The organism is Synechocystis sp. CACIAM 05 (assembly GCF_010222815.1).
Lineage (GTDB): Bacteria > Cyanobacteriota > Cyanobacteriia > Cyanobacteriales > Microcystaceae > Synechocystis.
This window is the reverse complement of record NZ_CP019225.1, coordinates 1225737-1238734: the sequence shown is the minus strand read 5'-3', so window position 1 is coordinate 1238734 and position 12998 is coordinate 1225737. Positions and strand designations below refer to the sequence as shown.

At 48.5% G+C, this 12998-nt stretch carries 17 protein-coding genes; 11 read left to right on the top strand and 6 right to left on the bottom strand.

Annotation, left to right across the window (positions count from 1 at the left end; translation table 11 throughout):
• Positions 1-137 precede the first annotated feature (137 nt).
• On the top strand, positions 138-1058 hold the full coding sequence (thrB, locus tag BWK47_RS05900; RefSeq protein WP_162327937.1) for a homoserine kinase: 921 nt from the start codon (positions 138-140) through the stop codon (positions 1056-1058).
• A 30-nt stretch (positions 1059-1088) separates the two neighbouring features.
• On the top strand, positions 1089-1685 hold the full coding sequence (locus BWK47_RS05895) for a DUF922 domain-containing Zn-dependent protease (RefSeq protein ID WP_257793040.1): 597 nt from the start codon (positions 1089-1091) through the stop codon (positions 1683-1685).
• On the opposite strand, the gene BWK47_RS05890 is transcribed toward BWK47_RS05895, so the two are convergent.
• Positions 1682-2410, bottom strand: coding sequence for a precorrin-2 C(20)-methyltransferase (locus BWK47_RS05890; protein WP_162327935.1), 729 nt, complete (start codon positions 2408-2410; stop codon positions 1682-1684). The genes BWK47_RS05895 and BWK47_RS05890 overlap by 4 nt on opposite strands.
• A gap of 100 nt (positions 2411-2510) precedes the next feature.
• Here BWK47_RS05890 and grrP point away from each other — a divergent pair, with 100 nt between their 5' ends.
• The 5 genes from grrP (at position 2511) to grrM (ending at position 6235) form a co-directional block, all read left to right on the top strand.
• On the top strand, positions 2511-3410 hold the full coding sequence (gene grrP / locus BWK47_RS05885) for an extracellular substrate binding-like orphan protein GrrP (RefSeq protein WP_162327934.1): 900 nt from the start codon (positions 2511-2513) through the stop codon (positions 3408-3410).
• A 108-nt stretch (positions 3411-3518) separates the two neighbouring features.
• Positions 3519-3935 (top strand): GrrA/OscA1 family cyclophane-containing rSAM-modified RiPP, encoded by a 417-nt coding sequence (gene grrA, locus BWK47_RS05880; RefSeq protein WP_162327933.1) that lies wholly within the window; start codon positions 3519-3521, stop codon positions 3933-3935.
• 66 nt (positions 3936-4001) lie between these two features.
• Entirely contained in the window at positions 4002-4436 is a 435-nt protein-coding gene (grrA, locus tag BWK47_RS05875) for a GrrA/OscA1 family cyclophane-containing rSAM-modified RiPP (RefSeq protein WP_162327932.1), read from the top strand.
• Between the two features lie 44 nt (positions 4437-4480).
• The gene (locus BWK47_RS05870; protein ID WP_237269863.1) at positions 4481-4999 is read left to right on the top strand and encodes a hypothetical protein; all 519 of its coding nucleotides are present in this window, start codon (positions 4481-4483) and stop codon (positions 4997-4999) included.
• A 39-nt stretch (positions 5000-5038) separates the two neighbouring features.
• Positions 5039-6235: a cyclophane-forming radical SAM/SPASM peptide maturase GrrM/OscB gene (gene grrM, locus BWK47_RS05865; protein ID WP_162327931.1), complete on the top strand. Its 1197-nt coding sequence runs from the start codon at positions 5039-5041 to the stop codon at positions 6233-6235.
• Positions 6236-6267: 32 nt separating this feature from the next.
• Here grrM and BWK47_RS05860 read toward each other — a convergent pair whose 3' ends face one another.
• Positions 6268-7086, bottom strand: coding sequence for a HEAT repeat domain-containing protein (locus BWK47_RS05860; RefSeq protein WP_162327930.1), 819 nt, complete (start codon positions 7084-7086; stop codon positions 6268-6270).
• Positions 7087-7138: 52 nt separating this feature from the next.
• A complete protein-coding gene (locus BWK47_RS05855) occupies positions 7139-7969 on the bottom strand; it encodes a fumarylacetoacetate hydrolase family protein (protein ID WP_162329621.1) in 831 nt (276 codons plus the stop codon).
• Positions 7970-8283: 314 nt separating this feature from the next.
• Between BWK47_RS05855 and rpsF the strand changes: the two genes are divergently transcribed.
• A complete protein-coding gene (rpsF, locus tag BWK47_RS05850; protein WP_010872311.1) occupies positions 8284-8625 on the top strand; it encodes a 30S ribosomal protein S6 in 342 nt (113 codons plus the stop codon).
• 27 nt (positions 8626-8652) lie between these two features.
• Here the strand turns inward: rpsF and BWK47_RS05845 are convergent, their stop codons facing one another.
• Positions 8653-9126: a hydrogenase maturation protease gene (locus tag BWK47_RS05845; RefSeq protein ID WP_162327929.1), complete on the bottom strand. Its 474-nt coding sequence runs from the start codon at positions 9124-9126 to the stop codon at positions 8653-8655.
• A 106-nt stretch (positions 9127-9232) separates the two neighbouring features.
• Between BWK47_RS05845 and clpS the strand changes: the two genes are divergently transcribed.
• Complete coding sequence (gene clpS, locus BWK47_RS05840; RefSeq protein WP_010872309.1) at positions 9233-9529, top strand: ATP-dependent Clp protease adapter ClpS; 297 nt, start codon at positions 9233-9235, stop codon at positions 9527-9529.
• Positions 9530-9648: 119 nt separating this feature from the next.
• Here clpS and BWK47_RS05835 read toward each other — a convergent pair whose 3' ends face one another.
• Both BWK47_RS05835 and BWK47_RS05830 read right to left on the bottom strand, forming a co-directional pair.
• The gene (locus BWK47_RS05835; protein WP_162327928.1) at positions 9649-10287 is read right to left on the bottom strand and encodes an exopolysaccharide biosynthesis protein; all 639 of its coding nucleotides are present in this window, start codon (positions 10285-10287) and stop codon (positions 9649-9651) included.
• 86 nt (positions 10288-10373) lie between these two features.
• On the bottom strand, positions 10374-11438 hold the full coding sequence (locus BWK47_RS05830; RefSeq protein WP_162327927.1) for a D-alanine--D-alanine ligase family protein: 1065 nt from the start codon (positions 11436-11438) through the stop codon (positions 10374-10376).
• Between the two features lie 131 nt (positions 11439-11569).
• On the opposite strand from BWK47_RS05830, the gene BWK47_RS05825 reads away from it, so the two are divergent.
• Both BWK47_RS05825 and BWK47_RS16840 read left to right on the top strand, forming a co-directional pair.
• A complete protein-coding gene (locus tag BWK47_RS05825; protein WP_162327926.1) occupies positions 11570-12550 on the top strand; it encodes an ABC transporter permease in 981 nt (326 codons plus the stop codon).
• A 234-nt stretch (positions 12551-12784) separates the two neighbouring features.
• Positions 12785-12961, top strand: coding sequence for a hypothetical protein (locus BWK47_RS16840; protein ID WP_010872305.1), 177 nt, complete (start codon positions 12785-12787; stop codon positions 12959-12961).
• Positions 12962-12998 lie beyond the last annotated feature (37 nt).

Here is a 12998-nt window from a genome sequence, read left to right as displayed (position 1 = left end):
AGTAAACTATTTTCGCCTTGGCAAAAATCAATCGTATCCGCCAGGCGATCGCCTCTGGGTCAAGCCACTATTGCCTCTGGCCCAGACCAAGCCCGATAATACCAGAGCATTAATCCCCATTTTCCCTGCTATTTGCCATGGTCAGCTTTACCGTTTCCGTGCCCGCCACCACCGCCAATATTGGCCCAGGCTTTGATTGTTTGGGGGCGGCCCTGGGTTTATATAACCATGTGACGGTGACTGATCCGACGGACCCGGAAGTTGATCTATTGATTGAAGCCAGGGGCAGGGACGGGGAAAAAATCAGCACCGGCAAGGACAATTTACTCTACCAAGCCATCGCCTACTTTTATCAACAAACTGGGCAGGCTATACCACCCCTGAAGCTGGAAATTGACTTGGAAATTCCTTTAGCCCGGGGTTTGGGTAGTTCAGCCACCGCCATTGTGGGGGGGTTATTGGCGGCCAATCAAGCGGCGGGTAATCCTTGCACAACCTCGGAAATTTTGCAGATGGCGATCGCCATGGAAGGACATCCCGATAATGTGGCCCCAGCCCTATTGGGGGGCTGTCAACTGGCTGTCAAAAATGGTGACCATTGGCAATTGGTTGCTTTGGATTGGCCGCGCAAATTTGTCCCGGTTTTGGCCATTCCCAATTTCGAGTTATCCACCGAAGCGGCCCGGGCGGTTCTTCCCCGTCAGTATGACCGTAGTGCCGCTATTTTTAATGCTTCCCACCTAGCGCTGTTGGTACAAGCTTTTAGTCAAGGGCGGGGAGATTGGTTAGCCCTGGCCCTCCAGGATCAAATTCACCAACCCTATCGCCAGAGTTTAATTCCTGCCTACGATCAACTGCACCAGGCCGCCCTCGCCGCCGGGGCCTATAACCTAGTGATTAGCGGTGCCGGCCCTACCCTATTGGCGATCGCCGATGAAGTCAGGGCTCCCCAGGTCGCCTCCACCCTAGTGGAAACCTGGCATGATGCGGGCATTGAGGCCGAAAGTCATTGTTTACCCATTGATACCAAGGGCGCAACAATTACCAAATTGAGGTAATCACTACCAACGGTGAACAGGCTTAGCAAAATGTATGTTAAGTTAGCATTGCTTGCCCCATTAACAATAGTTTTGGGACTGCTTGGGGCGGCTAGGGTAGAGGCAGAGCCAATTGTTAAAATCGAGTATAAATACTATTCTATTTATCCCAAAACTAAATGGGATTTGAACAATGAATTAAATCGACGCAGTCCGATCATTTTTCAAGGTAAACATTACCGTGGCTATACTCAGTGGTTAGTGCGTTGGCAGTACCAATGGTGGTCCACAGCCCAACAATGTCAAATCACCAAAGTTGCCACCAACCTTGATGTTACCTATACCTTACCCCGCATTCCCCCTAACCATGGCACCGACCCGGAAGCCCGCAGGGTTTTTAACCGCTACTTGGCCGCTTTATTTAAGCATGAGGAAAACCACAAAAATTCCGGTCTTTATGGGGCTAGAGCCATTGAAAAAGCCCTACTGAATCTCGGCCCATTCCCCAACTGCCAGAGTCTACAAACCAAAGCTGAAAGCACTGCTCAACAGATTATCCAGCTTTACCGCCAAAGGGACCTAGACTACGATCGCCAAACTGATCACGGCCGCAAAGAAGGCATTATGCTCGAAAATTTTCTCCGTTAAATTTTGCCAATCTTATTTTGATTTTGCTTGATTAACATTAGGGAAAAATAGGAGAGGGACAGCTGGGGATAATGGCTGAGGGGATGGTAAATTTTTTCCTCGGCGGTAGAAATTTTTTCCAACAGCCAAGCCTGGTCTAATAGTTCTCTTTTAGCTAAAATTTTCCACACTTGTCCATACACTAAACGAACTTTCATCAACACTACTACCTCCGCCCAATCCAACGCTTTTTCCAATTCTTCCGGGCAATATAATGCTGGTAAAATTGCGAGCTTTTCTTCCTGGCAAGTTAGGGGTAAACCCAAGGTTGAAGCTCCAGCAAAGGGAGAACTTACCCCAGCAATGTAGTTGATCCCTAACTGGGGATGGTTACTTTTTAAGGTTTGGGCAAGGTAGGTGAAGGTGCTGTAAAAACTAATGTCTCCTTCACAGGCAAAGGCCACATCTATTCCTTTTTCTAAGTAGGGCCAAACTTCTGCGGCCGCTTCCTGCCAGGCCTGCTCTAGAATTTCTTCCTTTTGCACATAGGGAAATTTGAGGGACAGACGAATTTGTTCTGGTTTCAGATAGGAATTAATGATTTGTTCTGCTACCCCCGATCGCCCTTGTAAACCAGCGGGAAAAGCTACCACGGGGCAGGATTGCAAAATCTTTAACCCCTTGAGGGTGATCAACTCCGGGTCACCGGGGCCCACACTAACACCGTGGAGAATGCCAAAGGTCATAGAAAGTGATTGCGACAATGTTTGTAATAGTTCTTTACTTTACCGGGGCAAAAGCCGGTCTATATTAGACTGGACGCAAACTTTTTGGTTAATTAATGCCATGTTGAAGCAGTTCTCCGCCACTTTCATTGGACTGTTACTCGCTACGGTGGGAGCCCAAGGGGCGATCGCCGAAACCGTAATGGAGAAAATTATTCGCACCGGTAATTTAACCATCGGGGCCAACCTGGACAATGTGCCTTTCTCCTATATCAACGAGAACAATGAGGTGGTGGGCTACTCCATCGACATTGCCGACCGTATCCGCGAGGAAGTGGGGAAAGAACTGGGCCGGGATGTGGTTTTGCAGATTGTTGAAGTGCAGGATATGAGTGACGCCCTGCCCAAAGTGAAAACCGGGGAGCTAGACATTGTCTGTGATACTGCTTTTACGTGGGAGCGGGACCGTTATGTGGACTTCACCGTTAGCTATGCGGTAGCTGGCATTCAATTATTGGTGCCCAATGACACCCCCATCAATTCCCCCGAGGCCCTGGTGGGAAAAAGAATAGCTCTAGTCCCCAATACCGTGGTGGAAGATGCCATAAAAATCGCTCAATCCAAGATTCAAGTGGTCCCTGTTACCAGTGTGCGGGCGGGGATGGAAGCTTTGAAAAAAGGCACCGTGGATGCAGTGGCGGGGGATGGTATTCAAATGGCGGGATTGCGACAGGTACTGGATATGCCCAATACCAAAATTATTCCCCAACCAGCAGAAATTAGGTACGGGGTTGGTTGTATGGTGCGGGAGGACAATCCCAGCTTTTTGCGTTTGGCAAATCGGGCCCTGGTACGGCTAGCGGAGGGTTATGTCCAAGGGGATCCAGAAGATGTGGCCATCGTTGACAAATGGATCGGCACCGAAGGTATTGTGCCCGTGGACAATGACAATCTCCGCCAATTTTTTAATTACCTAGTAATTACCCATGAGCAGGTGATGGAGCCCAAAAATGGCCAGTAAATGAAGTTGACTTTAATTGGTAGTAATTTGGTTGGCACGTTTTGGGGACTGTTCCAACCTTGGCTAATCCCTACCCCAATTGTTGTTGTCCATTTTTAGGTATTTGTCATGAACTCTAACCAACTTAGCTGGACCGCTTTCCTGGTGGCGATCGCCGGGGTAACATCCGCTTCAGCCCAGGCCGCCACTGTTGACCATCATGGGTCAGGTCAAGGCACCACCATTGAGTCCCGCATTGCTCGCATTAATTCCAGCCTTAAAAACACCGCTGCTAAAGCTAATTCCCTAGAAAACTCCCCAGAAAATGCTTCCCAATCTCCAGAAACCCCTATGCAGGTGGCGATCGGTTGGGGTAATGGGCGAGGTGGCGGTACATTTGTTAACCTGGGTAGAGGGGGCTGGGGCAATGGCCGAGGCGGCGCTGGCTTCGGCAATATCAATCCTTGGCGTAACGGCTGGGGCGATCGGGGCGGTTTCTATAACCGTCGTTGGCCTGACGGGGGCGGCTTCATCAACCGTTGGTAAGGCCTATCATTGAGATCCATCCATCTGTTCTTTCCCCATCACTTCATTAATCCGGGAGCAATATCCATGGCCATCAATAATCGCTCTAGTTGGACAGCATTTGTAATTGCCCTAACGGCGATCGGAACAGTGGCAGAATCGGGAAATGCCTTGGCAACTAACCCCCAGAATACCCTTTCCACCCGGTTAAACAACCTCGGCTCAGTTTTACAGCAAAGGGCCAATCAAATGTCTCCCCAGCAAACCCCCATCAATCGAGCTAATCTACAAGCTGGTTTTGCCAATGGTGGCGGTGGTGGTGGTTTTGGTAATGCCCGTCGGGGAGGATGGGGTGATGGTGCCGGGGGCGGAGGCTTTGCCAATGTGGGGCGCGGAGGCTGGGCCGATGGCAGTGGTGGCGGCAGCTTTGCCAATGTTAATAATCCCTGGGGCAATGGTTGGGGGGATGGAGGAGGCTTTGCTAACCGGGGCGGCGGTGGTGGTTTTGTTAATCGTTGGTAATTTATTAACATTTCACAGCCAACACTGAAACCTAGGGAATAAAATTGCTGTTTTCTTTCTCATCTGTTTCTACCCATAGGGTAATGATAATCTCCCTGGCAATTGTTGGTTACCAAATATTATCGTCCCAACCCCTTCTTGCCGAGCCGGCCAACGTTATTGTCGATAACTTTGCCAGTGATTTTGAGGACGTGATGCGGGGCTTTCCTGAATGTAAATTTGAAGGAGTTTATCTTGCTCCCTGGGAAGGAATTGATCGGCCAAAACATCCATTTTTTCAGCGTCTTGTGCCAGATAAAATCCAGGATGATTTTGCTTACTATCAAATTGAGGAAAGTTATTATGATCTTCCTGTTTCAGCAATTATGATTCCGGCCGGCACCTGGGGAGTTTATGCTGTCACCTTTGATGTTCCTGTGGAGATTGCCCGTGAACGACTTCAAGCAATATTTGGTTCCAATTTTGCAGAAACAAGGGAATCTGAGTTAGGGTTAGCGCCACAGTTGATTATGGACCCAGTTAATGAACAAAAATCAATCTGGGTGTGTACTTCTCCCCTTTGATTGTAACAACAAATTATTTGCTCCGATTGGTGACTACTTATGCAAGCTTTAGTCAAACAAACTCAACCCGCTGATGAAAGCATGGGGAATATGGATATAACTAATTTTGGCCCCACTAATTTAGTTATTATTCAACCCACTTCCTATTGCAATTTAGATTGTGATTATTGTTACTTGCCCGATCGCCATTTAAAAAATCATTTGTCCCTGGATTTGTTAGAACCAATTATGCAGGCGATTTTTGCTAGCCCTTTTACTACTAGCAATTTTAGTTTGTGTTGGCATGCGGGGGAACCATTAGCTGCTGGGCTAGAATTCTATCGCCAAGCTTTTGCCCAGATTGAAACCTACGGGGAAAAATACAATCACCGCCAACTGTGGTTTGATCATTCTTTTCAAAGCAACGGTATTCTGATTAATCAGGCCTGGTGTGACCTCTTTAAACAATATCCTGTCCATGTGGGTATTAGTTTGGACGGCCCCGCTTTTCTCCATGATAAGCACCGTAAAACTAGAACTGGCCGGGGTAGCCATGCCGCCACCATGCGAGGCATTGAATGGTTACAGAAAAATGATATTTGCCACAGTGTTATTGCGGTTTTAACTGAAGAATCTTTGGATTATCCTGACGAAATTTTTCACTTTTTCCGGGATCATAACCTACTGGATGTGGGTTTTAATATGGAAGAAACAGAGGGAATTAACACAGAATCTTCCCTGAATAAACAGGGCACCTTACAAAAATATCGACAATTTTTGGAAAGATTTTGGCAATTAACCAGCACCAGTGAACCAGAATTTCGAGTGCGGGAATTTGAATGTTTATGCAATTTGATTTACACAGAAGACCGCCTTGATCACACGGATATGAATCGTCCCTTTGCCATTGTTAGCATCGACCACCAGGGTAACTTCTCCACCTTTGACCCAGAATTATTAGCCATTAAAACGCCCCAGTATGGTGATTTTATTTTTGGTAATGTGTTAACGGATTCCTTTGCATCTGTCTGTCAAACGGAGAAATTTCAGCATATCTACTACGATATGACCCAGGGGGTGGAAAAATGTCGCCAAACCTGTGATTATTTCGGTTTGTGTGGTGGTGGCGCTGGCAGTAATAAATTTTGGGAAAATGGCAGTTTTAATTCCACTGAAACCCTGGCTTGTCGTTTTCGCATTCAACAGGTGGCGGAAGTCGTAATTGGTGCGTTGGAAGAATCCCTGGGGCTAGCTTGAAATCTCCGTAAATCTGTAAATTTCCAATTATTTCAGAGTAAACTATCCATTAATTCCAATATTTGTCGGCTAGCTAGACTGAGCGCCTTCGATTCAGAACTTGCTTGCCTTTGGCGATGGGTGGCCCACAAATCTCGCAGGGCGATCAACTTGAGGCTATTTTCTGCAAAGGCTTTGGCGATCGCCTGGGCGCCGGGCAAGTAGCCAGTGGCTCCCAAATCCATCATGGCGGAACGGCGTAATTGTAAGTCTGTCCCCCCCAGAGCAGTAATGAGAAGGTCGCCGTAACGATTATCCCCAGTTAACTGAAATAGGGCCCGGGCGGCGGCGTATTGGACTTTCGGGGAAAAATGCTCTAGAAACGGTTCAATTAAACCAATGGACTCCACAGCTTGGAGAGTACCCAGGGCTTCAATAATCGCTTCGTAGGGTTGGGCTAAATGGGGTTTACCCTCCACAAGCTGGGCCGCTGCTAATCCCCCCGTTAACTTGGCCATTAGAGGTGCCATCGCTCTAGCATCCCCCAAACCTTCCAGCGCCTGGGCCGCTGACTCTCGCACATAGTAATCTTCACATTCCAAGGCTTTGATTAGGGCCGGCACCACTTGGCGATCGCCTAATTTTCCCAACGCTTTAGCCGCATTACGTCGCAGGGGATAACCACCGTCCGGGGAGCGATCAGTTTCATCTTCCAAGGCGACCAACAAAGCAGCAATGGTTTCCGGTTGAGCAGCGCGAAAACGACCAATCCACCAGGCCGCATAGTAACGGGCACTGGTATCTTCTGTTTGTTGCAAATTGGCGATCGCCTGGTCGAGGGTGTAGGCGGGGTTGAGGTTAGGTTCACTCATGGGCAAGGGAAAAATCTCGGTCAATAAGGCACAGCAGAGGCGGAAATTAAGATCAATTATCTGCTTCGACTTCCAACTCCACCGTTTCCGCTAACTCTGGGGCCGCTAGGGGAGGCGCGATGATTGTATTAGTTAAATTACCAATGCCTTCAATTTCCACCTCCACTTTGTCTCCCACTTGGAGGGCACTAATGCCTTCCGGAGTACCAGTCAAAATTACATCGCCAGGGTAGAGGGTCATCACTCGGGAAATGTAGCTCACCAATACCGGGGGAGTAAAAACCATATCGCTGATGGCCGTGGCTTGCCGGGGAGTTTCCTCATCATTAACGGTGGTTTCCAAATGGGCCTCTGGGTCGATTTGACGTACTACCCAGGGCCCCAGGGGACAAAAACCATCAAAGCCCTTGGCCCTCGTCCATTGGGAATCCTGCCGCTGCAAATCCCTAGCCGTAATATCGTTGGCAATGGTGTAGCCCCAAATGGCGCTGGCCGCTTCTTCTTCAGTAATATCTTTTACTTGTTTGCCAATAATGACTGCCAATTCCCCTTCGTAGTCCACCCGTTGGGACTGGGACGGATAAACAATTTCTTCCTGGTCAGCGGCGATCGCCGAAGGAGGTTTAAAAAATAAGAGGGGTTCCGCCGGCACATCGTTACCCAATTCCGCCGCATGGGCCCGGTAATTGCGTCCCACCGCCACGATTTTAGACGGTTCACAGGGAGCTAGTAACCGATAATCCCCTTCACTAACGGCAACATCTAGGGCTTGGCCCCCCAACCAAGGCGCCGCACTTAGCAAAATCACACTGTGATCCAATTGGAACAAACCATAATGGACGGTGCCAGAGTCAGCCTGGATACGAACGTAACGTTGGACCATGGTGGTGTTAAAGAAAGTGATCAAGGGGACGGTAACCCATCCAACATTGCCCAAAGTTTAGAGTCAGAGGGGTATTGCAGTCCATGGACGGGCTTTTGGTAAAGGTTCCACTAGTTCCACTATGGGATTAACCCCTAGCTCCCCGGCCACCCTAACGAGTATGATAAAAGATCCTTGCTTTTACTCAAACTTTGGTGTCAACTAGTCATGGTTTTAGCGAATAACAGTGTCTTCCATGGCAACTGAACTAGCCCGGACTGATGATGGTTGCTGCGCCTGCCTGAGTTTAAGCCCTAAAGTCCATAAGGAGTCATGTGCTTGTGAATAGTTACGAACTGATGGTAATTCTCCGTCCCGACCTGAATGAAGAACGGGTTAGCCAAGAAGTTACCAAATACCAAGAATTTTTGACCAACAATGCCGCCGAAGAAGTATCGGTGAAGGTTTGGGGTAAACGCCGTCTAGCTTACCAAATCCGTCGCTTTAACGATGGCATTTATGTTTTGTTCAACTTCAACGGTGAAGGCCAGCAGATTGCTTTAATTGAACGGGATATGCGTCTTAACGATAATGTGATGCGCTTTTTGAGCATTAAGCTCACCCCGGAAAAGCCTGAAAAAGAGAAAAAAGCTAAAGCTGTGGCCGTAGAAGCCTAACTTTTCGATTTTGAGTTTCCCTTGGCTTTATCTCTCCCCCAATACCAAGGGGCGTATCTGGGCTAAGGCTTCCGCTTGGGCCCGGGCGGTCAGGGGAGACAATTTCTCTCCATAATCAAAGGTGAAGGCCGGAATCAACACCCACCAAGCCTTTACCTCAACGCCGTAGAGAATTTTAGCCAGGGTCAAGAGTTCTCTGGGATTACCCCGGTGCCCCAAATCCCCTGACAGTTCGTTGGGTTCCAGGGTTTTTAAGGCCACAACTTCCACCAATGCTTCACTTGCTGATTGCTGTAGTTGGGCATCAATGAAAATTACCTGGTCCACAGCGGCGATCGCCTCGGCCAATTCTGGGGTGAGTTGATGGGTGGAAATAACTCGACAATGGGGCCAGTTTTGCTGATCAATTTCTTCAGCTAGGTAACGCCCCACGCCGTCGTCCCCCCGCAGGGTATTGCCGTAACCAATGATTAAAGTGGATTTGGTGGATTGACTTGTCATTCAATTTTCGTTAACCCACTGGGGTTATTTAGGGGAAATTTACTAAGACCCAATTAGGGTATCAGGGTAAAATTTGGCCATGATCTTCAGCAACCGGATTACTGTCGTGATTAGCAACGCCGCCACCAGCACCCCCGATCGCCTAACTAGCACAGTCCGCAAAACCTATCCCAACTTTAAAGTAATTGTCCTCAACGACGATTTCAACACGTTTCAGCATGTGTCCGATTGCTTGCTTAAATACATCCCCGGCATGACCGGCGATCGGGCTTGGGAATTAACTAATCAAGTCCACTTCGACGGCCTAGCCATTGTTTGGGTGGGGCCCCAGGAGCAGGCGGAATTGTACCATCAACAACTACGGCGGGAAGGTTTGACCATGGCTCCCCTAGAAAAGGCCTAAAACGTATCTGGAAAATAGGCTTAGCCAGTAAAACCCGCAAGAGTTTACCCAGTTTACTAAAGGTTTGGACAACAACTCTTTTTAAGCAAGACTAGACAAAAAACTCTCAGATTAAGGATTTAAGCCCCGCCAAACTGGACTTTGAGCCAATCTTTAAGAATGTCAATGATGGTAATGCCGCCGTTGAAGAAAACGTAAATCACAGAAACCATCAGGACGCCAATTAAAACGGAAAAAATCATCCCTGCTCCGGTAATTAAGCCATCATCCTCCTGGAGACCAAAACCAGTAATGAAAATACTCATGGCCGGCAGGGTGTTGGTGCCAGGAATGGGAATCATCATGGAAATGGCCATGGAGCCAACGGTAATACCCATGAGAATTTTGCCCAGGCGACTTTGACAAACGAGGGGGAAGCGGGGGTGGGCGATCGCCTCTAGTCTTTTCAACCAGGGTAAACCAGCTTTGACAATGCCTTGGGCCTTGCTGGTTTTAATGGTTTTGCTTTGCCAGGAGAGGGGCAACCACAGCTCCTGACGACCAGCCATCAATTGAATCGCCACCAGAAAAATTAGTACACCAAAGGGTGTGGAGTAGCCGGGGGCCGGCAGAGGTAAAGCTGAAGGCAGGGAAAGAATTACTAGAACAATGCCAAAAATTTTCTCCTTGGCGATTGCCAAAACCTGGGCCAGGTTCACCGTCGGGCCACGGTCTTCCTTAAAAAAATAATCCTGCAATTCCTGGGACAAGCGGGCCATATGGATAGGGAATAAAGCCTTGGGAGTGAAAAATTTAGCGTTTCAGCGGAGATTATCGGTGATTCCGACGGATCACCAGCAAGCACTTATTGGTGACCGGGACGGCCATGGTAGTCCAATGCCAACTGTAATAATCGATCCACTAAGTTAGGAAATTCTACCCCAGAAGCTCGCCACAGTTCGGGATACATACTAAAGGCGGTGAAACCAGGCAGGGTGTTAATTTCGTTAATGACAATCTGCCCCGTAGTCGGTTGATAGAAAAAGTCCAATCGTCCCAAGCCCGCCGCATCCACAGCTTTAAAAGCCTGAATGGCCATGGTCTGGATTTGGTTCACCACATCTTCAGGTAAGTTGGCAGGGATATGCATTTGGGAGCGGCCATCGGTGTATTTGGTTTCGTAATCGTAAAAGTCGCTGTCATAGGTAATTTCCCCCACCACAGAAGCTTGGGGATTTTCGTTGCCCAGCACCGCACATTCTACTTCCCGGATATCCGCTAAACCTGCTTCGACAATGATGCGGCGATCGTAACTGGCGGCATTGTCTAGGGCCGCTTCCAATTCGCTACGGTTCCGCACTTTGGCAATGCCCACGGAGGAACCTAAGTTGGCCGGTTTAACGAAACAGGGATAGCCCACCTGGGCTTCAATTTTTTCGCACAAAGCCGGAAAAACACAGGGATTGGACCAAATTTCCCCCCGTTCTACCCCCATGTAATTGACCTGGGGCAATCCCGCCCGTTCAAAAACCATTTTCATCGCCAATTTATCCATGCCCACACAGGAACCCAGCACGCCACTGCCCACATAGGGCACTTGCATCAAACTAAATAACCCCTGCACTGTGCCATCTTCACCGTTGGGGCCGTGCAAAATGGGAAACCACACCTCCATTCGGGCCGCTTCGGGGGGAAACTGCCACCGTTGTCCGGCCGTAACGGGCTGATCCCCCCAGGGAACTCCCTGGTCCAAAACCTGTTGAGAAACGTCTGGCCCCAGCCAAACGCCATTTTTTTGAATATAAAAAGGGCTTACTTGATATTTGGTTTGGTTATCGTCGCTGGCCAATGCTTTGGCGATCGCCTGGGCGGATTTGATCGAGACTTCATGCTCCCCAGAACACCCACCAAATAACAGCCCCACACGCATGGCAATCCCCTGAAAAATTAAGCTTAGATCGGTTTATCTCGCATAGCCTATCACAAAAGTTTAAGCTGTCAGTTACAGAAAAAATTCCCCTTTTTGTGCTTAATTGCTCTGGTGCTCTCCGCTAGTTATCTATGCCCATGCCCCCCTTGCCCCCTGCCGTTGGCCTGATCTGTAAACGTTTGGCGATCGCCGTCATCACTTTGTTGGGCATTAGTTTAGTGATTTTTAGTTTGTTAGCCCTCGCTCCAGGCAATCCTTTGGGGGAATTGGCCACTAACCCCTCCATTTCCCAGGAAGTGCGGGACAATTTGCGCCGCAGTTTGGGGCTGGATCAACCGTTACCCATCCGTTACCTAAAATGGTTATGGAGTCTTTTGCAGGGGGATTTAGGTTATTCCTTCACCAGCCGTAGTCCCGTGGTGGATCTAATTGGCCAACGACTGCCAACAACGTTGTGGTTAATGGGCACCGCTTACCTAATCAGTTTGGCGATCGCCATTCCTTTGGGAGTGACAGCGGCATTGTACCGGGGACGGTGGTGGGAACCGTTAATCAGTGGCATCAGTTTAATGGGCTTTTCCCTGCCCACTTTTTTGACCGGGTTACTGTTCATCCTAATTTTTAGTGTGCAGTTGAGGTGGTTACCCTTCATTTACGACAGCACTCTGACGGTGGATAGCATGGCTAGTTTGGGAACCCAAATCCGTCAACTATTGATGCCAGTGGGGGTGTTAGTGTTCTATCAATCGGCGGTAATTCTACGCTTTGTCCGTTCCGCCGCGTTGGAAGAGTTGCCCCAAAATTACATTCGCACCGCCTATGCCAAAGGTTTAGGCACCTGGGGAATGTTGAAAAACCATCTTTTAAAAAATGCTTCTTTGCCCCTAATCACCCTTATTGCCCTGGATGTACCCACCATTTTCACCGGAGCTTTAGTAACTGAGCAGGTTTTCCGAGTACCAGGCATTGGAGCTTTGTTAATTGAATCCATTTATCGCAGTGACACCCCCGTGGTGATGGCGGTCACTTTTCTTTATGCCGTTTTAATTGTCTTTTTCAGTAGTTTGGCGGATTTGATTTACCAACTGGTGGACCCCCGCATTCGTTGGTAATGGAGAAGCGTTGCCATGATTAGAAATTCCCATTATGTCTACCGAAGAGGCCCTTGGTGATGGTCAGACATTCGATAGACTGAGTCTTCGAGTCCATTAATTTGCCTTCTTGATGGCCAAACTCCCGGTTAAGTAAACCCTTAAAATTTTGCTGGCGTTGTAGATTGTGCCATTGTTAGCCCGGCTGAAAAGGGCTATAACTCAAAAGTGAACTCCTAATTTTCCTTAATCACTATGCTGGATAAAACCACGTTGCAAGAACGCATCCTGACCATCAAACAAAAGCGTAAATTCCTCGAAGACCTGGCGGAGCAACCTAACCTGGGCATCCTTTCCCTGGACGTTTCCCAAGCTCTGGCGGAATTAGACGACTTGATCGAAGATTTTGAAAATACCTTCCCCGATGCCTAGGCTGGCCTTTTATTCTACAGTTAGCAAACAGTTAACT